This window comes from Nitrospirota bacterium, from assembly GCA_016195565.1.
Lineage (GTDB): Bacteria > Nitrospirota > Thermodesulfovibrionia > Thermodesulfovibrionales > UBA1546 > UBA1546.
In genome coordinates this window covers 43,521-64,706 of record JACPZK010000010.1, presented here as the reverse complement: position 1 = coordinate 64,706, position 21,186 = coordinate 43,521, and the positions used below count along the sequence as shown (strand labels likewise).

At 40.9% G+C, this 21,186-nt stretch carries 21 protein-coding genes and 1 pseudogene; 8 read left to right on the top strand and 14 right to left on the bottom strand.

Features of this window, described 5'->3' with window-relative positions:
* Positions 1–288: 288 nt before the first annotated feature.
* From HY035_04215 to HY035_04195, 5 genes are all read left to right on the top strand, one after another.
* Positions 289–459: a hypothetical protein gene (locus HY035_04215; GenBank protein ID MBI3377593.1), complete on the top strand. Its 171-nt coding sequence runs from the start codon at positions 289–291 to the stop codon at positions 457–459.
* Between the two features lie 95 nt (positions 460–554).
* A complete protein-coding gene (gene mltG, locus HY035_04210) occupies positions 555–1,619 on the top strand; it encodes an endolytic transglycosylase MltG (GenBank protein MBI3377592.1) in 1,065 nt (354 codons plus the stop codon).
* A complete protein-coding gene (ispG, locus tag HY035_04205; GenBank protein MBI3377591.1) occupies positions 1,612–2,655 on the top strand; it encodes a flavodoxin-dependent (E)-4-hydroxy-3-methylbut-2-enyl-diphosphate synthase in 1,044 nt (347 codons plus the stop codon). Before mltG ends, ispG begins: the two co-directional genes overlap by 8 nt.
* A gap of 1 nt (position 2,656) precedes the next feature.
* Positions 2,657–3,505: a pantoate--beta-alanine ligase gene (locus HY035_04200; protein MBI3377590.1), complete on the top strand. Its 849-nt coding sequence runs from the start codon at positions 2,657–2,659 to the stop codon at positions 3,503–3,505.
* Between the two features lie 23 nt (positions 3,506–3,528).
* Entirely contained in the window at positions 3,529–3,867 is a 339-nt protein-coding gene (locus HY035_04195; GenBank protein ID MBI3377589.1) for a hypothetical protein, read from the top strand.
* Between the two features lie 90 nt (positions 3,868–3,957).
* Here the strand turns inward: HY035_04195 and HY035_04190 are convergent, their stop codons facing one another.
* The 5 genes and pseudogenes from HY035_04190 to HY035_04170 form a co-directional block, all read right to left on the bottom strand.
* Positions 3,958–4,749: a hypothetical protein gene (locus HY035_04190; protein ID MBI3377588.1), complete on the bottom strand. Its 792-nt coding sequence runs from the start codon at positions 4,747–4,749 to the stop codon at positions 3,958–3,960.
* A 79-nt stretch (positions 4,750–4,828) separates the two neighbouring features.
* A pseudogene (locus HY035_04185) lies at positions 4,829–6,156 on the bottom strand (outer membrane protein transport protein).
* 94 nt (positions 6,157–6,250) lie between these two features.
* Positions 6,251–7,222 carry a hypothetical protein gene (locus tag HY035_04180; GenBank protein MBI3377587.1) on the bottom strand — a complete coding sequence of 324 codons (972 nt, stop codon included), beginning with the start codon at positions 7,220–7,222 and terminating at the stop codon, positions 6,251–6,253.
* A 17-nt stretch (positions 7,223–7,239) separates the two neighbouring features.
* Positions 7,240–7,482, bottom strand: a complete 243-nt coding sequence (locus HY035_04175; protein ID MBI3377586.1) for a sulfurtransferase TusA family protein — start codon at positions 7,480–7,482, stop codon at positions 7,240–7,242.
* A 28-nt stretch (positions 7,483–7,510) separates the two neighbouring features.
* Positions 7,511–7,990 (bottom strand): DsrE/DsrF/DrsH-like family protein, encoded by a 480-nt coding sequence (locus HY035_04170; protein ID MBI3377585.1) that lies wholly within the window; start codon positions 7,988–7,990, stop codon positions 7,511–7,513.
* A gap of 203 nt (positions 7,991–8,193) precedes the next feature.
* Between HY035_04170 and HY035_04165 the strand changes: the two genes are divergently transcribed.
* Positions 8,194–9,552: a sigma 54-interacting transcriptional regulator gene (locus HY035_04165; GenBank protein ID MBI3377584.1), complete on the top strand. Its 1,359-nt coding sequence runs from the start codon at positions 8,194–8,196 to the stop codon at positions 9,550–9,552.
* Position 9,553: 1 nt separating this feature from the next.
* Here HY035_04165 and HY035_04160 read toward each other — a convergent pair whose 3' ends face one another.
* The 8 genes from HY035_04160 to tgt all read right to left on the bottom strand — a co-directional run bounded on the left by HY035_04160 (position 9,554) and on the right by tgt (position 16,962).
* Positions 9,554–10,510 carry a methyltransferase domain-containing protein gene (locus HY035_04160; protein ID MBI3377583.1) on the bottom strand — a complete coding sequence of 319 codons (957 nt, stop codon included), beginning with the start codon at positions 10,508–10,510 and terminating at the stop codon, positions 9,554–9,556.
* Between the two features lie 27 nt (positions 10,511–10,537).
* Positions 10,538–12,622: an AAA family ATPase gene (locus tag HY035_04155; GenBank protein MBI3377582.1), complete on the bottom strand. Its 2,085-nt coding sequence runs from the start codon at positions 12,620–12,622 to the stop codon at positions 10,538–10,540.
* Positions 12,623–12,626: 4 nt separating this feature from the next.
* Complete coding sequence (locus HY035_04150) at positions 12,627–13,688, bottom strand: metallophosphoesterase (GenBank protein ID MBI3377581.1); 1,062 nt, start codon at positions 13,686–13,688, stop codon at positions 12,627–12,629.
* Positions 13,689–13,764: 76 nt separating this feature from the next.
* Complete coding sequence (locus HY035_04145; GenBank protein MBI3377580.1) at positions 13,765–14,109, bottom strand: type II toxin-antitoxin system PemK/MazF family toxin; 345 nt, start codon at positions 14,107–14,109, stop codon at positions 13,765–13,767.
* 8 nt (positions 14,110–14,117) lie between these two features.
* The gene (locus HY035_04140) at positions 14,118–14,357 is read right to left on the bottom strand and encodes a hypothetical protein (protein MBI3377579.1); all 240 of its coding nucleotides are present in this window, start codon (positions 14,355–14,357) and stop codon (positions 14,118–14,120) included.
* 140 nt (positions 14,358–14,497) lie between these two features.
* Complete coding sequence (locus HY035_04135; protein ID MBI3377578.1) at positions 14,498–14,875, bottom strand: co-chaperone GroES; 378 nt, start codon at positions 14,873–14,875, stop codon at positions 14,498–14,500.
* Between the two features lie 63 nt (positions 14,876–14,938).
* Positions 14,939–15,838 carry a cation transporter gene (locus HY035_04130; GenBank protein MBI3377577.1) on the bottom strand — a complete coding sequence of 300 codons (900 nt, stop codon included), beginning with the start codon at positions 15,836–15,838 and terminating at the stop codon, positions 14,939–14,941.
* Positions 15,817–16,962 carry a tRNA guanosine(34) transglycosylase Tgt gene (gene tgt, locus HY035_04125; GenBank protein MBI3377576.1) on the bottom strand — a complete coding sequence of 382 codons (1,146 nt, stop codon included), beginning with the start codon at positions 16,960–16,962 and terminating at the stop codon, positions 15,817–15,819. Before tgt ends, HY035_04130 begins: the two co-directional genes overlap by 22 nt.
* Before the next feature lie 285 nt (positions 16,963–17,247).
* Between tgt and pyrE the strand changes: the two genes are divergently transcribed.
* Positions 17,248–17,805: an orotate phosphoribosyltransferase gene (gene pyrE / locus HY035_04120; GenBank protein ID MBI3377575.1), complete on the top strand. Its 558-nt coding sequence runs from the start codon at positions 17,248–17,250 to the stop codon at positions 17,803–17,805.
* Here the strand turns inward: pyrE and glnE are convergent.
* Complete coding sequence (glnE, locus tag HY035_04115) at positions 17,796–20,576, bottom strand: bifunctional [glutamate--ammonia ligase]-adenylyl-L-tyrosine phosphorylase/[glutamate--ammonia-ligase] adenylyltransferase (protein ID MBI3377574.1); 2,781 nt, start codon at positions 20,574–20,576, stop codon at positions 17,796–17,798. The genes pyrE and glnE overlap by 10 nt on opposite strands.
* A 388-nt stretch (positions 20,577–20,964) precedes the next feature.
* Between glnE and HY035_04110 the strand changes: the two genes are divergently transcribed.
* Complete coding sequence (locus tag HY035_04110; GenBank protein MBI3377573.1) at positions 20,965–21,153, top strand: CooT family nickel-binding protein; 189 nt, start codon at positions 20,965–20,967, stop codon at positions 21,151–21,153.
* Positions 21,154–21,186: the final 33 nt, after the last annotated feature.

The following is a 21,186-nucleotide window of genomic DNA, read 5'->3' as shown; positions in this document are numbered from 1 at the left end:
CTCTTGTGTTTAATGGACAATGCAAAGGACTTGTTCCCGACTTATATGAAGTTAAATTTATTTGAATGAATTACGGCTCAACATTATTTTTATACCGCATGCGTCTTTTGATGATTTTAGGGGAAATTTGCAAGTTACGTCAAGCGAATTCTCCAACCTCCAATACTTAACTCATCGGAAAATAACGAGATTAATTTTCAGATGTGCCTCCCCATCCTCTCCCCTCCTTCTTAAAACCTTAAGTCGCAGTATTATTCAATATGATATAATCTTGTAGAGGTATTTAAAATGGCTAAAAGGAAACTGAAAGAGATAATAGAGCATATAGAGGCAGAAGGTTTCAAGGAGGTCGGACGTAATGAAAAGAATACAGAATGGTACAAAAGAGCTTCCCAAAAACCGGACTGCTTAACTGCAAAAGCTTCAAAACACAGTGCTCATATGACGACCAAAGCCTAAAAGTTCATCCCCATCCTCTCCCGCGACTCGCTCCGCAAAGCTCTCTTCGAACGTCCCTCATTGACTCTTGATACTGATTCTGGCATGCTAAAAAAATGAGAAGAAATATCATAGTTATAATTTTCTGCCTTGTTTTCATGTATGCTGCATATGCGGCAGTGGAATTCATAGTGCCGCTTCCTGAGGGCACAAAAACAAAAGAAGTGCTGATACCTAAAGGCGCTACCTTCAGACAGGCAGTTGAAATCCTTGCAAAAGAAAATTTAATAAGGGACAAGAACCTTTTTATCTTCGCCGGCAGGCTTACAGGTTTGCACAGGAAGATACGGGCGGGCTACTACTCAATCACAGGCGCAATGAATCCGCTGTCTGTCTTAATGCTTTTAAAGAACGGACAGATTATAGAGTATGACATAACTATAGTCGAAGGCGATTCGCTTCTTGAAATAGGCGAAAAGCTCGCCGGGACAAATATTGTTGACAGGGAAGGCTTTGAAGAGCTTTCAACAAGCAAAAGTTTCCTGCGGGCATACAATATTGATGCGCCGTCTATTGAAGGCTATATTTTTCCTGACACATACAAGCTGCCCAAGGGCATAGAGCCTGAAAACGCTCTCGGCATGATGATAAACAGCCTGCGGGAAAAATATTCCGAGAAATTAAGGACAAGGGCTGCAGAACTTGGATTTTCTGAAAGGGAGGTTCTTACGCTTGCATCCATAATAGAAAAAGAAGCGGTAATAAACAGTGAGAGGCCGTTAATCTCTGCTGTTTACCATAACAGGCTCAAAAAGAGAATGCAGCTTCAGGCAGATCCTACTGCTGTTTATGGCATAAAGAGGTCAGGCGAAAGAATAATCATGAGTGACCTGAAGAGAAAAACACCTTATAATACATATATAATCAAAGGGCTTCCGCCGGGGCCTATCGCATCTCCCGGCATCAAATCAATTACAGCAGCGCTTTATCCTGCTGATGTCCCTTATATTTATTTCGTATCAAATAATGACGGGACTCATCAGTTTTCTGTTACAGAGGAAGAGCATTTCAAGGCAGTGACGGCATACAGGGAGAAAAGGCAGAAAGAAAAAGAGATGCAGAAGCAGATGGACAATAAAGAGAAAAATAAAGGAAACGGGAATAAGAATGGGGATTCGTAAAAAGACAAGGACAATCCATGTAGGCAAGGTGCCTGTCGGAGGCGGAAATCCTGTCAGTGTCCAGTCCATGACAAAGACAGACACGAGGGATGTAAGGGCAACCGCAAAACAAATCAAAGCGCTTGAAAAGGCAGGATGCGAAATCATAAGGGTTGCAGTGCCTGACATGGATGCGGCAAAGGCGCTCGGCAGAATAAAAAAATCTGCCAGCATCCCGATGATAGCAGATATTCATTTTGACTGGAGGCTTGCGGTTGAGGCAATAAAGCAGGGAGTTGACGGTTTGAGGATTAACCCTGGCAATATAGGCGCAAAGTGGAAGGTTAAAGAAGTTGTCTCGGCAGCAAAGGATAAAAAACTTCCGATAAGAATTGGAGTTAACGCAGGCTCGCTTGAAAAAGAACTCTTGCAGAAATACGGGCATCCGAAACCAGAGGCGCTGGTTGAAAGCGCAGTTGGGCATATAAGGATTCTGGAAGACCTGAACTTTAAAGATATTAAAGTCTCTCTTAAGGCATCAAATGTTCCAATGACAATAGAGGCATACAGGCTGTTCTCAAAAAAATATAATTATCCGCTTCATGTCGGAATATCAGAGGCAGGGCCGCCTGCTACAGGAATAATAAAAAGTTCTGTGGGTATCGGCATATTGCTTTCAGAAGGAATAGGAGACACTGTCAGGGTTTCTCTTACGGCAGCCCCCGCTGAAGAGGTCAGGGTAGCATACGGCATACTGAGAACTCTCGGCATAAGAGAGAAGAGCGCTGAGATAATCTCATGCCCCACATGCGGCAGGTGCAATATTGACCTCATAGGGCTTGCAAAAAAGGTTGAGGCAAAACTCAGGAATATTGAAACTCCTGTTACCGTTGCTGTTATGGGCTGTATTGTCAACGGCCCCGGAGAGGCAAGAGAGGCTGATTTCGGAATAGCAGGCGGAAAAAAGAGGGGCATACTATTTAAAAAGGGAAAGATAATAAAGCAGGTGAAGGAAGAATATCTTCTTGACGCCCTTATCGATGAAATAGAGGGATAAAGTGGAAATAATTCGAATCCCGCGCATAATGCATGACACATCAAAGGGGCATCTGCTTCACGGCAGGCGCATAGGTTTTGTGCCTACGATGGGAGCGCTGCACGAGGGACATCTCAGCCTTATAAAAAGGTCCAAAGACGAAAATGACATCACTGTTGTAAGCATATTTATTAATCCTCTTCAGTTCGGCCCTTCGGAGGATTTTCAGCGATATCCCCGTGATACAGACGGAGATATCGCAAAGCTCCGCAAGGCAGAGGCAGACGTGCTTTTCATGCCCGATGCTTCTCAGATTTATCCCTCAGGGTTTATGACACACATAGAGGTAGGAGATATTTCTGAAAAGCTCTGCGGTGCGTTCAGGCCCGGTCATTTCAGCGGGGTCGCCACTATAGTCGCAAAGCTCTTCAATATAGTATCTTCGACAAGGGCATATTTCGGACAGAAGGATTTTCAGCAGGCTGCTGTTATTAGAAAGATGGCTAAAGACCTTGATATGCCTGTAGACGTAATTGTCTCCCCGACAATCAGAGAGCACGACGGCCTTGCGATGAGTTCAAGGAATCTGTATCTGAATGAAGAAGAGCGGAAAGCTGCCGGTGTTATATACAGATGCCTCATCCAGACCAGTGAAATGATAAAATCTGGTATAATTAATAAAGAGAAGATACAGGGGTTCATGAAAGAAAAGCTTTCGGCAGAGCCTCTGGTGAAAGAGATTCAGTATGCATCAATGTATGACCCTGAAACACTGGATGAAGTTGAAAATGCAGGGAAAGAGGCTTTGCTTGCAGTCTCGGTTAAAGTTGGCGGCACAAGGTTGATAGACAACATGCTGGTTAAGGCGTAAATAAAATGCTGGAGGTAAATCATATGCTGCAGAGAGTGCACATACAGATACTTGACAACCCGATGGAAGACATTATCGCCTCCAATGAGAGATTTGATAACTATTCAACAAATAAAGTCCTTGCTGAAGAATTGCAGAAGGAGATGAGCTTTTCGTATCCTTATGTGGTATCTGTGGAATATGTAGACCTGTTTATGGATGATGAGAGCGATTTCCCCGAGATAAGAGAACTCTTAAGGCACGGAGCCATAAACACTCCTGTTGTGCTTATAAACGGCGTGCCTAAGATTCACGGCGGTATCCCTTATTCTGTTATAAAGACAGAGATTGAGAAGGTGCTGTCCTCAGGGCCCCTGCACTGAATCTTTCCGAAATCTTATCTTTAAAAGACCTAAGCTGATATATCAATAGATTCTTCCTGTCATAATAGTGATGCAAAAGTATCGCACCTGTCAGAGCCATGTGACCCTACTGGCTGCTTTTTTCATCTCTATTTCTACCATATTTGCCTTGTCTTCTCCGATAACAGCATGTACATTTTTTTTCACCTCTAAGATAGTTTTCAAAATTGAATCATGCTTATAACTACATTCATTTAACTTTCTGATTATTATCTTAGAATCCTTTCCGAGGACATTTGACGCAATTTTTACGAACTCTCCTATAAGATCGTATGTTTGTGTAATCTCTACATATTCTTCATTAATCAGGTCAATCAGGATGGCAGGGGTATTATCAACACCTCTTGCTTTATCAAGGATTTCTTTTATCGTTGATTTGCCATCAATTAAAACCAGTATCCATCTATATTCAAGCTTTACACCTGCCTGATGGGATATGATCTCCTGCTTCCCTTTCTCTGTTAGATTGGGTATCCGATATAGTATATGTGAGATATCTTTAGACATCTTTTTTATCTTTGAAGCATCAGATTCCAATCCTTCTTCAGATAACCCCTTGATTATCCTGTAAGTCAATCTTACTGTTATGACCACATAGATGGCCCCGAAGAAGAAGATAAAGGCTGCCACAAACCGCATGATGTCCTCGGGTATAAAACGGAAGAAAGGGGTTGTTAAATATGCAAGGCTGAAGAATAAAACCAGTAAGACAAGATAGTTCCAGACACTCCTCACAACACCTCTGGGAACTGCCTTCTTGAAGTGTAGTACCAGCCATAAGGCATAAAACATAATAGCTATGGAAGACAGACTTATTATTGTAATTGCATCAATATGTAACATTGCTGCCCCTTTTTCAACTGATAATTTATTCTTCAGGGGAGAGGCTGATTTCTCTCCCCTGAGACGAATGTAGGCAGTGTTAGAACTTCATTCCAAATGCGATGCCTAAAGAGTTCTGGCTCATGGAGATTCTTTCGCTGCCGGCAGCAACGCCAAAGTCATTAAATAAGCTTGAGCCTGTTACTGAATTTGAAACTGCGTGCATGTACGCAATTGTCAGCTCAGAGCTTTTACCTATTTTGTAAGTCAGGCCTGCAGTGTAATGGTCCGTTACTACACCGGGCGCAATAATATTAAATGTAACGTCCCGCGATTGGATAGGATTATCGGTATGGTTGTAGCCTGCACGCAGAGCCAGTTTATCAGTTGCCTGATATTGCAAGCCGAATTTCCATACATTGACATCAGACCAGCCAAAACCGCGGTCGCCGTCACCGCCAAGTGTATTTGCTATGGTTGCACCGCCATTTTTGCTCGAATTTGAGACTGCAGCGACGCTGGTATAATTAATGCGCTGGTAATCCATGGCGAAAAGCAGAGGCTGCAATATTTTTATCGCAATACCCACATTGTAATTCTCCGGTATGTCAAAATCGCCCTGATTGGCAAACAGTCCCTTGTATTTTTGAAACGGAGTCATGTATATCTTGGAAGAATATGCAGCGCCTAATGTCACAGCATCAGAAATTTTACCCATCCAACCGATACGAACACCCAAACCAGAGGCATCATCATAACCCCTATTGGTCAGGTTGTTTTTATCTTCTGAATATGCTGCAAATCCTTGCAGCCCTTCTGCCTTGAAGCGCTGGTAACCGATTAAAGGGGATATGCCAAAGGAATGATTAGGAGTTACTTTATATGCTACTGTTGGCGCAAATATTACCTGCATGAGGTCAACCCCTAAGCTGGATGTGCCGCACAGAAGGTTATTGCTTGATGCAGTTGCCTGCCCTCCCATGTTAAGGAAGTTATTACAGGTCCCTACTCCGGCAGCGGATGTGATCTGGCCTGTAGGATAGTTTGTATTCATTCCGCCGTTCCCATAAACAGTTAATCCCACAGAAAGATTCGGGCTAATCATTTTATTAAGCCCTATTTCAGGAATAAAAAAGTTAGTGCTGCTGCTGTCAGCAGCGCCATCTATAGCTGCCGCGCCGCTTCTGGCGGCATTACGCTGCGGGCTGAACAGTCTATTCCGACATCAAAGCGGTCGCCTACAAATGCCATTCCAGCCGGATTAGTGGCAGCTATCATTGCATCCTGAGCCACAGCAGTTTGCGCGCCGCCCATACCCTTTGCCTTTATCCCGTAACCGTGCGAAAAGTAGCCGTCTGTCGCCTGTGCAAGGCTGCCCAGGCATAGACTTAGAACTAAAACCAGACAAAAACACAATAGTTTTTTCATTGCTCCCCTCCTTAATTGCTTTTTACGGCTAAAATTTGCCGAATGTCACTACCTGCATATGTTTCCTGTATATGTCTGTGCTTCTCACCTCCTTTTATTTCAGATTTATTTTTACCATCTCAATAATTTCTTTTTCTATCTGTCCGGGCATTCCCATATTCTTCATGAATGCCCATTTGCCGGCGTCTTCAAAATAAACCTTCATTCTGTACATTCCATCCAATGTGACAACCTTTATTCTGTTGTCATCTTTGTATACGATTACCTCTATCGGAAAGGCGGTGTTGTGGTCTATTCCCGGGAATTTATAAGAATCAGACGCCCTTTTTTCACCGGCAATTCTAAATGACCTTCCCTCCGTCTTTGTTGCCTCTGTAAGCCCAAAAATCATTGCATTATGCGCCGAAAGGTCGTAGGTGTAGATTAATTTCCAGTTTTTCTCGTTTCCGAGTATTCCTTTTTTAACCTTTTCAGAAACGCTCTTAAATGTGGAATCAGCGTTATCCTGTACCGCATATATCTCTACAATTTTATCCAGAAAGTCACCGCCCCCCATTCCTCCAACACTTCCTTTGCTCCTGACCTCTCCAATCTGTTTTTTTACGATATTGCCGGGAACTGCTTTTGCTATGGCGTCAACAATGGAATTGATTGAAGAAAGAGAAAGGTCCTTGAGTTTCGTCTCGTGAATTATGGTTCTGTTTATGGAGGCAGGGTTGACAACTGCCACATTTATTCCAGATTCATCCTCGTAAATTCCTGCCCTTAGTGGTAATGAGAATGCGGCTTTTACACCGTTTGACATAATTGATTTAGCATAAGCAGGTGAACTGAAGACTATAACCCTTGAACGGAACTTGCAGCCCTCCGGAACTCCTGTGTTATAGGCTCCGAGAACCTCCCATCCGGCGTTTTTTAATGCAGTTTCAACCTTACTGCTTACTTCATCAAAACTCCCCTTTGCCCTTTCAATAACCTTCACATAAACGCCAAATTCGCCTGCAAAGCTGACAGACGCAAGCAAAAAAAGTGTCAACACTATGAAGATAAAAGTCTTGCCCCTCATGCTTCCTCCTTTGTCAGTTACTTACTTTGTTTTTTAATTAAAAACGTAAAGACATTTTCTTTCTCATCTGTGCCGAGCAGTTCGTTCCCTGTTCTCCTAAGCATTGCCGGGATATCTGACTTCGCGCCTTTATCTGTCAGCTCAACTAAAAGAACCTGTCCGCTCTCCATAGAATCCAGCGCCTTCTTTGTCTTCACCACAGGCATCGGGCAGTTTAATCCCTTACAGTCCAGAAACACATTAGCCTCTGATTTGTTCATATTTTTCACCTCCATCTATCATAATTATTCAAATAAACAGGTTTATATTCGCGTCCAGGGCAAAATCCAGAAACTCCGCTGCCCCTGCTATTTCAACTCCTTCAATAAGGTCTTCCTTTTCAACCCCCGTCATTTCGAGTGTTGGAGCACAGGCTATCATTCTGACACCGGCTTCTAAGCAAACCTGCAAGAGTTCCGGTATAGTTGGCCAGTTAATCTTTTTAATCATGCCTTTCATCATTATGCTCGCCATGGCCGTCATCCCCGGCAAAACACCAAGAATGTTAGGAAACGGAATAGGTGACGGCATAGCAGGATTTGCAATTGGAGCAACTTTAAGGGAGCGGATCTTCTTTTTGTTCACTATATCAACTCCATACAGCGTAAAAAATATCCCTACTTCCACATCCATCGCCGCTGCTGTTGAGGCAAGTATCAAAGGCGGGTATGCCATATCCAGCGTCCCTTTTGATGCAATAATCGCCATTCTCTTTTTCTTGTCTTCCATATCTCCTCCAAAAAAGATTTTGAATCTTAAAAAGCAAATTCCATGCCTCACGTTTTATGTCTGAGGCAAGAGAATGTACCGTCTAAAAATCCTTTAAATTCAATAAGTTCTCTGCATCACAAAATTATCTGCTTGACAGCAGCGTTAATTTTATTGTTAAATTTTGTTAAATAAATGTTAAGGGGGTTTCAATGCTTAACAGAATGGAAGGCTTTTTCAAAGATACAAACTTCTTGATGAGTGTGCTCGAAACCATGGCAGATGGACTTATGGTAGTGGACAAAGAAATGAATATTTTGTTCTTCAACCGTGCTGCTGAAGAGATGACGGGCTATCAAAGAGATGAAGTTATGGGCAAGCTGTGTGCAATATTGGATACAGATATCTGTGTACTATTGCCCAATTTAGAAAATGGCAAAAAATGCAAGCTCTTTGAGAAAGGCCGCGCTGTCAATAAGAGATGCAATATAAAGGCAAAGGATGGGAGGACAGTTTATCTGCTGAAAAATGCGGTTGTTTTAAAGGATGACAGCGGCGAAGCTATATGTGCTATAGAGGTAATAACAGATATATCTTCATTATTACTGAAAGAACTGGAGATCGAGGAACTTAGAAACGAGCTCAAGAATGAATATGGTTTTATGGGCTTAATAGGCACAAGCCGGGTAATGCAAAAATTATATGAACAGATCAAAAACACATATATGAGTGAAGCCCCTGTTGTAATATGCGGTGAAAGCGGAACCGGCAAAGAACTTGTTGCCCATGCAATACACAAATTAAGCAGGAGACAAAAAGGTCCTTTCATAAAAGTCAACTGCGCTGCTTTAAATGAATCTTTGCTTGAAAGTGAGCTTTTCGGTCATGTAAAGGGGGCCTTCACCGGGGCTATAAAAGATAGAGAGGGCAGGTTTGAGGCTGCTAAAAATGGCAGTATTTTCCTGGATGAGATTGGTGATATGTCTCCGTCTATGCAGGCTAAACTTTTGAGGGTACTTCAAGAAGGTGAAATAGATCGTGTAGGAGACCATAGACCTGTTCATGTAAATGTAAGACTGATCAGCGCTACAAACAAAGACCTGTGCAATCTTGTAGACTCAGGACAGCTTAGAGAAGACTTCTTCTATAGAGTAAATGTTATCCCAATCTATACCCCTCCTTTAAGGGAAAGGGAAAAAGACCTTCCCATCTTAATATCTCATTTCCTAAAACAAATAAATCTCATTAATCAGAGAGACATACAGGGGATTACACCGGAGGCATTAGGCGCAATGAAGGCATATCGCTGGCCCGGTAATGTTCGGCAGCTGATAAGCGCCCTTGAATATGCGGCAATAACCTGTCAGAACGGGATAATAGGCATTTCTAACCTTCCGGAGTCTATCTTGCAGACGGAAGAGAAATCAGACTCTCAGGGGAAAAATTATAAAAATCGCGATTACATTATTTCTGCCTTATCAAAACACAACTGGAATAAAACCATTACTGCAAAGCATCTCGGTATAAGCAGGGTTACGCTCTGGAAGATGATTAAAGAATTAAATATCGAAGTTGTGAAATGAATTACAGATTGAAAGCCTGAATAATAACCGCCTCACCAATGAGTTTTTCTTCTATTTTTCTGAACCCTGTTTTTGAAAGCCAGTTTTTTATCTCGTCAGTAGAATAGCTTCTTCCGCCTTCTGTATTGACGAGCATGTTAACAGAGAAGAGCGCCCCCTGCGGAGGATGCGCCCTGTCTTTCAGGAGCCTGAATTCCTGAATGACTATCCTCCCGAGTTTGTTCAAGGCCCTTTTGCATTTCTTAAGCAAATAGAGATTATCTTTTTCTGAAAGTGAATGCATTATCTGGCTTGCAAAGATGAGGTCGTAGCCTTTGCCGATGTTGTCATGAATAAAGTCGCCCTCTATGAAGTTTATATTTTTAATTCCCTCTTTTTTCACGACACGCCTTGCGATCTTTACGGTCTCAGGCCTGTCAAAGAGCGTGACGTCAATTCCTTTTTTAGCCATCTCAATGGAATATGTTCCCGGCCCTCCGCCGAGGTCAAGTGCGGTTTTTGCTCCCCCTGCTCCAATTGCTTTAATAACGGATTTAACTTTCAATGATGCAATATTATGCATGCCCATAATAAACGCCTCATGGTCGTGAGCCTTTCTGATTGGCTTCCCCGTCTTTATAGTCTTGTCCAGTTCTGACCAGTTCTGCCAGAGCGAATCAGCATGTCTGAGAATATCACCATGATAATAAGCGCTGCCTCTGACAAGAAACTTTGCTGAAATCGGAGCGTTTGAATATTTGCCTCTGTTCTTTTTCAGAAGCCTTATTCCTGTAATGGCATCAAGCAGTATCTCTGTAGCCCTTAAATTTGTCTTTAGTTTTTTTGCGATTGCCTTTGCCGATTGAGGTTTAATAAGATAATCAAAAATCCTGTAGTTGTTTGCAGTCAGCAGCACCCTCGAAGCCCAGAACCCTCCCCAGAGTTTTCTTAATTCTCCTGCCTCTTTAAGCGCTGACATGATTCCCCCCGTTGATATCGGATGCTCTCATAACTCTAAACTTTTATAGTCTTCTCTTAATTCTTTACCAACTTCATCAAACAGTCCTTTTATATGATTATCCATAGTTAAGTAGATTATTTGCCATCCTTTTTTTGTAATATCAGCCAGTTGTTCTACTACAGTTTTTCGTCTTTCCCAATCAGTGTGTTGAAACGCATCATCTAAGATAAGAAAAAGACTGTCTTGTTTTAATAATTTTGAACTAAACCCAATCCGCAATGCCAACATTACTTGTTCTTTTGCCCCTGTACTCAAATCTTTTAGGGAAAAATTGCTATAGTCATCAGAGACTGTTAAGTTGTCTCCATCTAACGCAAGTTTATTATAACGCTGTGTCAGGTCTTTTAATGGCTTTAATACCATATCAGATTCTAATCCTTCTCGTATTTTTATATCCTCCTCATTCCGTAATTGAGAGATTACTCTATGAACTATAATTCCTGCTATAATTTTAGCTTCTAACTCATTTAATTGATTTTGCTTTTCAAGTCGCTTGTTACGTAGATTCTCTAAAAGCTGCTCCCAGCCAATACTTAAATCATCTCCTGTTTTGCTGCATACTTTAGGTTTCAGGTCTTCAAAATCTTTTTCTTTTATTCCAATTTTATTTTTAATTTCGTTGAGTTTTCGTTCAACCTTCTCAATCTCCTCTTGACTATATTTAACTCCAACATCCTCATGCAAATAATCTGTCTCATCCACTCTCAGTTTATTTAATTTTAGTTGTCTTTCCTTAATCTCATTTTTCAAATTATTAATTTTTTGCTTTATGCCGCTCAAAGTTGAATTCCAATTGGATTTTTCAATTTCTTGGCCTGCAAGATTAATAAATTTTTGTTGAATAGAAAAATAATCATTAGATAATTCTCTATCTAAATTTTTTAATTGCTCATCTAAAGTTTCTGCTTTATCATAAAATTTTCTTTGCATCTCCAGTTCAGTTTCTATTAAAGCAATATCTGTTAATTCTTTCCCAGTCCGATTCGTAAATTCTACTTTGATTTTGTTTAGTTCTCCATTTTGACCCGTGTGTTTTGAGGCGTCATATAATTTCTTGATATACATTACAGCAACCGCAAGCGTACCTAAAAAAGATACAATGCTGGCAAATTTTTGTTCGGAAAAAATTAGAATAACTGTAATTACAGCTAAGATACCCCCTACGAAAAGCAAAAGGTTGCTGGGTTTTTCAATGATCTCTGTAGTCAAATCCTTATAGTTGGATAATGCCTTCTGCAACCAACTGAAGTTTTTGCTCCTTTCCACCGCATCTTTATAATCTTTCCCCAATTTCTCATGAGACCCCATTTTGCTTATATACAAAGAAAGGGCAGTTTCTATTTGCTTTAATCCATCTTCTGAAATTTTGCTTAATTCTGTTTCTAATTCTTTGACCTTCTCTGCAATTAAATATGCTTCATGGAATTTTGCCTTGGTAAGTTTTTCTAACTGCTCCTGTAATGATTTTTCTTGTATTTTATAGGTTTCTATTATTCCCTTTAAATATTTAGTTTCGATTTCTGCAAACAATTTATCAATTTCCACTAATTCTTCTTTTAACGAGTAATAATCTTTACCGCCTCGCCTATCCATAATGATTCTGCCATCCTCCAATTGGGCAGACTTCACAGTTTTTGAAATGTTATCATTATCAATTTTATCCAAAAGACTAATGCCTGATAAAATTTCCTTCATAAAATTTTTACTAATACCGTCATTGGTGTCTTCTATCAAAGATTCTGCCCCTTTTGACACAATAAGTTTAACCATCGAAGGTAGTAATCCTCTTCCGTCTTTTTCCCAATAATCTTCAAGTTTGTTTCTGGTTGAGGGAGAAAACTCAACTGGACTATTGACCAAACCACTAATCCAAACCTTTCCTGAACCGCCTTCTCTAACGCATTTCCAACGGTCTTTATTTTTAAACAAAGCACAGATAATAAATTCAGTTAAAAAAGTTTTCCCCTTTTCATTCGGACTGTATATGAGATTTAAGAGACTTAATTCTTTATTAAATTCCTGAATTGGCCCAAGATTTTTAACACTTATCTTATCAATTTTGATTCCCATACTTTTACTCATTCAAAATAATTTTAAGTGCTTGCTCTAACATATCATCTCTTTTAGTTCTTTCATCCCCAAAATTCCATTCTAATCTCTCTATTTCTTCTTTTACCTTTTCTACTATACTGATACGCTCCGTGTCATTAAATACAGCCACTTCAGTCAAATCAGGTTCTTCATCATTGTAGAAAGCGATTTCTCTCAAAGTAGCTTTTATAACTGTTTCAAGTTGTTTTTTGTCAGAAGTGTACCCTTTAACTTTCAAGCGAATTTTTGCTTTAGATATTTCATTTTCATTGAGATTCCATCTTTCAACCACACCAACTATTTTATTTTTGATAAAATCAAATTCATCTTCGGTTGGCAATACTATTAAAGTCTCGTTAAAGAATATATAATCTGTATCAACCGTTTTAGAAGTAATATTAATGCTATTTGTATCAACAATTAAAAAACTTCTTTCCCCTGTTTCATTAATATCCAGTCCACAAGGTGAACCTGCATAGAAAACTTTACCGAGTTCCATTCTTTTATGGATATGACCTAATACAACTTTTGCGGGCTTATAATACTCTATGTCAGTCCTGCTTAATGGCATATAAATGCCCGGCTCATAGGGATTTGGAAGTCGAGAGCCTTCTAAGTAATCACCATGTCCAATCAACACCCAACGTTCAGACAAGTCATCTTTGTATTTTGCGATAATTTCCCCCATAGATTTATCGGGTATATAAGGTGTGAAAAAGAAATATAATGGAGGTTCTCCCAATGGTAGAATTTTGGGTTCATTGAAAATTTCAATATTATCCGCTGTAAAATATTTAGAGCTTACACTTGAATCATGATTCCCTGGGATAATATAGAATTTAATTTGTTCATATTTTTTCTGTTTACAAAATTCATCAAGTTCAGAGTAATTCTGGCTTTCTTTATTAAACAAATCCCCTGCAATAATCAGTATTTTAATGTCTTCGTCAAACATTTGATTAATAATATTCTCCAATGCATTCCACCGCTCAAGGTATTCTTCTCTTGATTTCAAATGTAAATCTGCTGTAACAGCTATTTTCATATTTGCGTCCCCTTTTTATTATAAGAATTGGGTGACTTGTTGGAAATTTTAAAAGAATGTCCCATTTTTATTTTTTCTACAAATTCAAATGCACTTTTAATGCCTCGTTTATGTTTTCACAGATGCTGTAGTCTGCGATTAGTCCAATCGTGTCTTTGAGTCTTTGTTTTGATATTGTCCTTATCTGATGTGCAAGGACAACTGAATCGTGAGGAAGTCCGGCAGTGCCTTTTTTTAATAAAACTTCATTCGGATAAATCTTTCTTCCTTCTTTTAATGAGGTCAACGGCAGGACGGTTACAACAGGCATAACTATATTAAAATCTTCATCGCTTATAACTAAGACAGGTCTTTTCCCTCTCTGTTCCGAACCGGTAACAGGATTCAGATCCGCTGAAAAGATTCTCCACTTATAATTCATTTATTGCCCTAGTCAAAATCTGCATATTCAAAATCTTTTTCAACCTCTTTTATATCAGAAAGGAAAAGAGGATCTTTGCTTGCCCGAATAATAGCTTGTCTTATGTTGTCTTTCTTTATACTTTCAATTTCGTCTTTTATTGCAGACTCAACAAAGGCATTCATTGATTTAAAAACACCTTTCTCAACAATTTCTTTAGCCTGTGCTATTACTGTTTCATTCAGAACAAATGTTGCTTTTTTGCCCATCGCTAACTCCTTATGCCATTTTTTTATAATGTAGCATATGGAAGCTAATATTGCCAGCAATTAATGCTGGTAAAAATGCAGGCATATCAAACCGCTTAGAAATCACTTTTATCTTAACCGAGTGGATTTTAAGGATAAATTCATGTTTCTTCCTCCACAATATCCGTTCTTACCAGTGTGAGTATGGCAGAATGGGGGACTATAAGGTATTTTTTGTCTTCAAACTCTATCTCTATAGCGGCGTCTTTAAGGAAGATTGCATAATCGCCTTCTGCCGCCTGCAAAGGTATGTATTTCAATTCCTGCCTCTTTTTTGCAGACCACGGCTCTTCAAGAATTACATTCGGGTCATGGACAGGATAGCCCGGGCCGGTTTTTATAACATACCCTCCCTGTACTTTGTCTTTTTCTTTCACCGTGGGCGGAAGATAAAGCCCTGTGCTGGTTCTGTCTCCTTTCTCATCAGGCTCTATCAAAACCCTGTCGCCTACAACTATAAGATTCTTTTTGGCTTTCATAACAGATATTTTAGAATATTTTTGTGACAATTAGCTCTTCTCCCGTTCCTGTGATTGAAAAATTCATTTGCAGTCATTTCCTTCAGGTTCTACATGTACGACGATGTCAATAACAGCAGGGAAGTTGCCCTTAATTTTTTCTTCAACTGCGTCGGCAATCTCATGAGCCTTTTCAATCGGCATCTTAGGATCAACAAGGATATGCAGGTCCAGATAGATTGAGTGCTCTGTCCCCCTTGTTCTTATATCATGACACCCTTTTACGCCCTCAACACTTTTTATCACACCCTCAAGAGCCGTTGTATCAATGCAGATTGTGTCGACGAGGACATCAGAGGCTTTTTTAAGGATTTCATATCCGATTCTTGCTATAAGAAATGCTATGACAAGCCCTGCAATTGTATCTGCTGATAAGCCTGCTATGCGAAAGCCGGATTTTGTGATTACAAGGCTTACAATTACACCGACAGAGGCCAATATGTCGCTCTTTGTGTGCATCGCATCAGCAACAAGAAAATCACTTTTAAGCTCTACACCCCTTTTTCTTTCATAGATAGTAACGAATATATTTACAGCCATTGTTATCAGCATTACGGCAAAGCTTATTGAGGTAACTTGAGTATCATGATATTCAACAATCGAATGATAAACCTGTTTGAGAATTTGCAAACAGGTAGCAAATATCATCACGCCTATGATTATAGTAAACAGGGTCTCGTATTTTCTATGGCCGTAAGGGTGGTTTTCATCAGGCGGATGATATGCTATCCAGATACCGATTAATCCGACAATATTTGATACTCCGTCAAAGAATGAATGAAACCCGTCAGATGTCATGGCTATTGAATTGGTCATATAGCCGTAGATAACCTTTGCAAGAGAAACAGCCGCGTTTAAAGCAAGAGTTACGATAAGGACTTTTCTTATCGCAGGCGCATTATTTACCGGAGCAACATTTCCCATCTGTCCTTGAACTCCCTGAACTGTCCATTATTAATAGCTTCACGCATTTTTCTGAAAAAGTCTATGTAAAAATAAAGATTGTGTATCGTGTTCAGTCTCATCGAAAGTATCTCCTTTGCAAGGAATAGATGCCTCAGATATGCCTTAGAAAAATTCCTGCACGCATAACATCCGCAGTTTTCATCCAACGGAGAATTATCGGCTTTGTATTCTGTCCTCTTGATGCTGATTCTTCCCGTGCTTGTAAAAAGCGTGCCGTTCCTTGCATTCCTTGTAGGCATCACGCAGTCAAACATGTCAAAGCCTGCCTCAACTGCGGCGAGCATGTCATTCAGATCACCAATACCCATGAGATAGCGTGGTTTATCTTCAGGCATAAGCGGAGCAATAAAATTTATTATTTCATGCATCTCTTCTTTCGGCTCTCCAACACTTAATCCGCCAACTGCATATCCGTCAAAACCTATCTCAATAAGTTCTTCAAGGCTTCTCTTACGCAAATCCTTATAAATTCCACCCTGAATTATTCCAAACAACGATTGAGTTTTGAGTTTTGAGTTTTGAGTTGTTAAACTTCCTGAACTCTTAACTCTTAACTCCGAACTCATAAACTCTTTACACCTTCTCGCCCATTTTGTTGTCAGTTCAAGTGATTTAACCGCATATTCATAAGAAGCAGGATACGGCGTGCATTCATCAAATGCCATGCATATATCAGCGTCGAGGTCAGACTGAATCTCCATGGCCTCATCAGGCCCGATAAAGTGCATTGAGCCATCAAGGTGAGACCTGAAATGAACGCCTTTTTCATTTATGCTTCTCAACGCCGAGAGGCTGAAGACCTGAAAACCGCCGCTGTCAGTTAATATCGGCTTGTCCCAGTTCATGAATTTATGCAGGCCTCCGAGAGATGCTATTGTTTTATGCCCCGGTCTGAGATAAAGATGATATGTATTGCAGAGAATCACCTCAGCGCCGATTTCTTTCAGTTCTTCGGGAGACATTGCCTTCACTGTTCCCTGCGTTCCCACAGGCATGAATGCGGGAGTATTGATAACGCCGCGTTTTGTGGTTATGATTCCCAAACGCGCATTTGCATCTTTGCCCAATAATTCAAATTTCATGGTTACATTATTTTACTGATAGTTTAAACAAAAATCAGCCGAAAAATAGACATAGAAAGTTGTCATTGCGAGGATTCCTCGTCTGTCATTGCGAGCGAAGCGAAGCAATCTCTTATGACAGACTCGGAACAGGCTCCGCAATCTCAAGCTTTCACAGAAAGATTGCCACGAACCCTTCGGGTTCTCGCAATGACAGGTAATTCAAGCGTTTATAGTTCTATGTCTATTTTTCGGAATCAGCCCGGACATTGACAACCTTTTGCATTTGTTGTATTTTCAATCACGATGAAAAAACGCCTCATAGAACTTATTTTTGAAAAGGCTTTCAAATACAGCGAAGAGCCTGTATTTAAACTTGTATCAGGCAGAATGTCCAACTATTATTTCAACTGCAAAGCAGTTACTTTGCATCCCGAAGGAATGTATCTTATCGGCAATCTCATCTATGAAATGATAAAAGATTCAGGCGCTAAAGCCATCGGAGGCCTCACGCTCGGTGCAGACCCTGTTGCGTATGCTGTCTCATACACATCTCATTTAAAAGGGAAACCTGTTGAGACCTTTGTAGTGAGGAAATCGGCAAAATCGCACGGCACAATGTTGTGGATAGAAGGCAATGTCAAAGAAGGCGACAGGGTTGTGATTGTTGATGATGTTATTACAACAGGCAAATCAACCATTGAGGCAATTACAAGGGCAAAAGCGGCAGGGCTTGAAATAGTAAGGGTAATCGCTCTCATTGACAGGCAGGAAGGCGGCAGGGAAAACATTGAGGCATCAGGCTATAAAGTGGACTCCCTAATCCTCAGGGATGATGTAATGGCGCTTTACCGTCAGACATAAATATCATAGACATCTCTCACGCCTTTTCTTGTTCCCTCAAGATGCCGCAGGAATTCATCTTTATTTTTAAATCCGAGAAATTCTGCCGCTGCGATTAAAATGTTCTCATCGTCTTTCTTCAGGATATCACGTTCCCTGAGCCTGAGATAACTCTCAAGTGTTCTGTAAGAGATGTATGCACCCTTCATGGATTCTGCATGTGATTCATTGATTATTCCTGAGAGATGCAATCTCCTTATGGCATCAAAAGTATTCTGGACAAGAAGAGAAGGGCACTGGGCACAATTCTTCAGCTGCAGATACTGAACCGTGAATTCAAGCTCTTCAAGCCCACCGTATCCAAGTTTTATGTCATAACCCATTGTCTCCTTTGAAAGCTCTTTTTGTATCCTTTCTCTCATGCCGCGCATTTCAGAGGCGGACACACTGCTTCCGTGCGCGATTAAAATATCCCTTGCCATGTCCATAAAACACTGACCGGTTCTTTTATCTCCGGCAACAGGCCTTGCCTTAAGAAGCGCCTGAAATTCCCAGAATGCGGCATTCTTTGAGTAGTAACCCCTGAATGATGACATTGATGAAACAAGAGTCCCCTTTGTGCCGTCAGGCCTGAGCCTCATGTCAACCCTGTATGCGGCGCCTTCGCGTGTATATGAAATAAGAAGCCTAATGAGTTGTTCGGCAACCCTTGTATCCTCTTCCGTCACATCGCCTACAGAGGCAAAGATGATGTCAAGGTCAGAGTTGAATGTAATCTCTCTGCCTCCGAGTTTGCCAAAACCTATCATCGCCGATTCTCCGCATAGATGTTTAAGGCTCACAGAAAGAATTGCCTCAGCAGTCCTGCTTAATCTTTTTGTAAGGCCTATCACGTTTATCTTTTTCCGGAGAAACAGAAGGCTGAGCCTTATCTCTTCAACCTGACGCATAAGGCGGATAGCATCGCTTATAGCTGTCCCGCTTTCTATGCTTTCTCTTAATTCTATCTGCAATGCCTTCAAGCTTTTTTTAAGGAGCATCTCATGCCCTATCATCTCAAGATAGTCAGGCCTTCGTATCACAGCCTTTGAAATATACTCGCTTTGTGAAAAGAGATTTGTGAGCACCGGGATAAGCTCCTTATTTTCCTTAAATGCATCAAGATAGGATTCTCTGGCGCTCAAAAATGAGGCAAAAGACTGAAGATGATTCAGCGCCATGTCCGGATTGCTGCTTTTGACCGCCGCATCAACAAATGACGGCAGTATCTCACCGAGAAGCCTTCTGCCCCTCAGCGTCTGGTAATTGTAGGTTGAATTTTTTATAAGCTGGATATTGCGCATCCCTCGCTCAACATCTTTAATTCCTATTTTGCCAAGATACTCTTTAACCTCCGGGTCTGAAAGTTCCTCATCAAAAAGAGCCGCTCCGTCTGACTGCGCTTTCTCTTCTTCTCTGAATAGCGAGTTGTATATAGTTCTCACACTCTTCCTTCTGGCCTCAAGTTCCTTCAAAAAAGATTCCCTGCCTGAAAATCCCATTTTTTTGCTAAGCGCATTCAGTTCATTTTCACCATTTTCACCGGCCGGCAGGCTGTGAGTCTGGAGGTCATTCATCTGCTGCAGCCTGTGCTCAAGCGTCCTTAGAAATCTGTAGTTATCCAGAAGCACAGAATAGTCAGTCTGTCCGATAAAGTTTTTCTGCAAAAGCATATGCAGAGCCTTTTGAGTAACCCTTTCCCTTAATACAGGCTCCTTGCCTGCATAGATAAGCTGAAGGGCATGGGTAAAAAACTCTATCTCCCTTATGCCGCCGTATCCTCTTTTAATATCATTTTTTTTGAATGCTGAATCTATGCGCGTCTTTATCTGCCGTATCTCGTCAATTGCACTGAAATCAAGATATTTCCTGTAAACAAACGGCTTAATCATTTCCATGAACTCATTCCCGAGGATTGAATCGCCTGCTATGGGCCTGGCCCTCAGGAGCATTGCCCTCTCCCATGCCCTGCCCCATGATTCATAGTATGTCTCATAACCTGACAGCGGCAATGCAATGCTTCCTCTTTGTCCCTCAGGCCTTAATCTTAGATCCACCCTGTAGATAAAACCGTCTTCTGTATTTGCGGATAAAAATCTGTTAAGATTCTCTCCTAATTTGCAGTAATACTCGTGATTGGTTATCCTGTTCGCTGTAATACCCTGCGGTGTTGTTGTGCCTGAAGTTTCTCCTTCTGCAGTCCCATATACAAACATTATGTCTATGTCTGAACTGAAATTAAGTTCATCGCTTCCGAGCTTCCCGACAGAAATAACTGTAAATGCGTCCTTTTCAGGTTCGCCGTATGTTTCAGTCAGTGACTTTTTAACAACCTTTAGCGATTCATCCACGATTACATCCGCAAGCATGCTCAGTTCAAACATCGTCTCTGTAAGGTCAGCCTCTTTGAGAATATCTCTGAGTGTTATCCTGAGAAGCTCTTTTTTCTTGAACCTGCATACAACCTTTGCATCTTCATCACTGCTCATTAATTTTTCCCTTAAAGAGGCTGAGAGGGATTCCATGTCCGCAGTTTTCTCTGTTTCAGCGAGCGTATCAAACAGTATCTCAGGGGTTGAGATGCAGAAATTCGCGAGGAACTGGCTGTAGCTGAAAAGAAGAGATATTGGTATTATGTCAGCCTTCAGCTTATCAATATAATCAGGATTGTTAGCGCAGAATGTGGCAAGATTTTTAAAGCCCCTCTCAGGATCAGGCGTTGAGCCTGCCGCGTCTCTGAGCATCTTTTCCATAGGTAATTGTTGCACGAAACAGAAGGTTTCAACAAGAGGGAGTATGTGGTTACGCTGCACTGTCGCCGAACACCTTTTCGCTTTTTGCACTCGAAAGGAGGCTGTGTCTGGATTAAGGCAAGATTCACGGGTCTGTCAGAATAGGGGCTGAAGTCTCTGAGCGGATAGCCCCGCCTGAGAAATTGTAATTTCATATTATATTGAACCGGGTTGCACCCGTGCAGAGATAGTTTAAGATTGCCGAAAGACAGATACAGCCTCCTTTCATAGAAAGCGAAAAGCAATCCTATGTATCAGGCATATCAGATCGCGCCTTAGAAAACTGTCGCCATATGCCATGGATTTGATTTATACTTTATAAAAGACACTAATAGAATGGAGATAAACCATGTGTGATGTAAACGTATATATACTGAAAGACGGCACGGAAGAACTTTACTTTGAGAATGTTGACACAATAAAACCTGCGCAGGGAAAGATATACCTTAAAAACCTGTTCGGCGAGCAAAAGGTGCTTGAAGGAAATATAAAAGAGATTGCGCTCTTAAAACACAGGATAGTTCTGGAGAAAAAATAAGACATCTCCGAAACATAACCTGCTTACAGCGCT

Excerpts from the sequence above, each read along its gene's own strand:
- pyrE (MBI3377575.1), top strand. The coding sequence starts at position 17,248 with ATGAAAAAACGCCTCATAGAACTTATTTTTGAAAAGGCTTTCAAATAC.
- HY035_04170 (MBI3377585.1), bottom strand. The coding sequence starts at position 7,990 with ATGGAAGACAAGAAAAAGAGAATGGCGATTATTGCATCAAAAGGGACG.
- HY035_04150 (MBI3377581.1), bottom strand. The coding sequence starts at position 13,688 with ATGAAAATAGCTGTTACAGCAGATTTACATTTGAAATCAAGAGAAGAA.
- HY035_04190 (MBI3377588.1), bottom strand. The coding sequence starts at position 4,749 with ATGTTACATATTGATGCAATTACAATAATAAGTCTGTCTTCCATAGCT.
- HY035_04140 (MBI3377579.1), bottom strand. The coding sequence starts at position 14,357 with ATGGGCAAAAAAGCAACATTTGTTCTGAATGAAACAGTAATAGCACAG.
- HY035_04165 (MBI3377584.1), top strand. The coding sequence starts at position 8,194 with ATGGAAGGCTTTTTCAAAGATACAAACTTCTTGATGAGTGTGCTCGAA.
- tgt (MBI3377576.1), bottom strand. The coding sequence starts at position 16,962 with ATGAAATTTGAATTATTGGGCAAAGATGCAAATGCGCGTTTGGGAATC.
- glnE (MBI3377574.1), bottom strand. The coding sequence starts at position 20,576 with ATGGAAAAGATGCTCAGAGACGCGGCAGGCTCAACGCCTGATCCTGAG.
- HY035_04110 (MBI3377573.1), top strand. The coding sequence starts at position 20,965 with ATGTGTGATGTAAACGTATATATACTGAAAGACGGCACGGAAGAACTT.
- mltG (MBI3377592.1), top strand. The coding sequence starts at position 555 with ATGAGAAGAAATATCATAGTTATAATTTTCTGCCTTGTTTTCATGTAT.
- HY035_04135 (MBI3377578.1), bottom strand. The coding sequence starts at position 14,875 with ATGAAAGCCAAAAAGAATCTTATAGTTGTAGGCGACAGGGTTTTGATA.
- HY035_04175 (MBI3377586.1), bottom strand. The coding sequence starts at position 7,482 with ATGAACAAATCAGAGGCTAATGTGTTTCTGGACTGTAAGGGATTAAAC.
- HY035_04155 (MBI3377582.1), bottom strand. The coding sequence starts at position 12,622 with ATGGGAATCAAAATTGATAAGATAAGTGTTAAAAATCTTGGGCCAATT.
- HY035_04215 (MBI3377593.1), top strand. The coding sequence starts at position 289 with ATGGCTAAAAGGAAACTGAAAGAGATAATAGAGCATATAGAGGCAGAA.
- HY035_04195 (MBI3377589.1), top strand. The coding sequence starts at position 3,529 with ATGCTGCAGAGAGTGCACATACAGATACTTGACAACCCGATGGAAGAC.
- HY035_04130 (MBI3377577.1), bottom strand. The coding sequence starts at position 15,838 with ATGGGAAATGTTGCTCCGGTAAATAATGCGCCTGCGATAAGAAAAGTC.
- HY035_04180 (MBI3377587.1), bottom strand. The coding sequence starts at position 7,222 with ATGAGGGGCAAGACTTTTATCTTCATAGTGTTGACACTTTTTTTGCTT.
- HY035_04160 (MBI3377583.1), bottom strand. The coding sequence starts at position 10,510 with ATGTCAGCGCTTAAAGAGGCAGGAGAATTAAGAAAACTCTGGGGAGGG.
- HY035_04145 (MBI3377580.1), bottom strand. The coding sequence starts at position 14,109 with ATGAATTATAAGTGGAGAATCTTTTCAGCGGATCTGAATCCTGTTACC.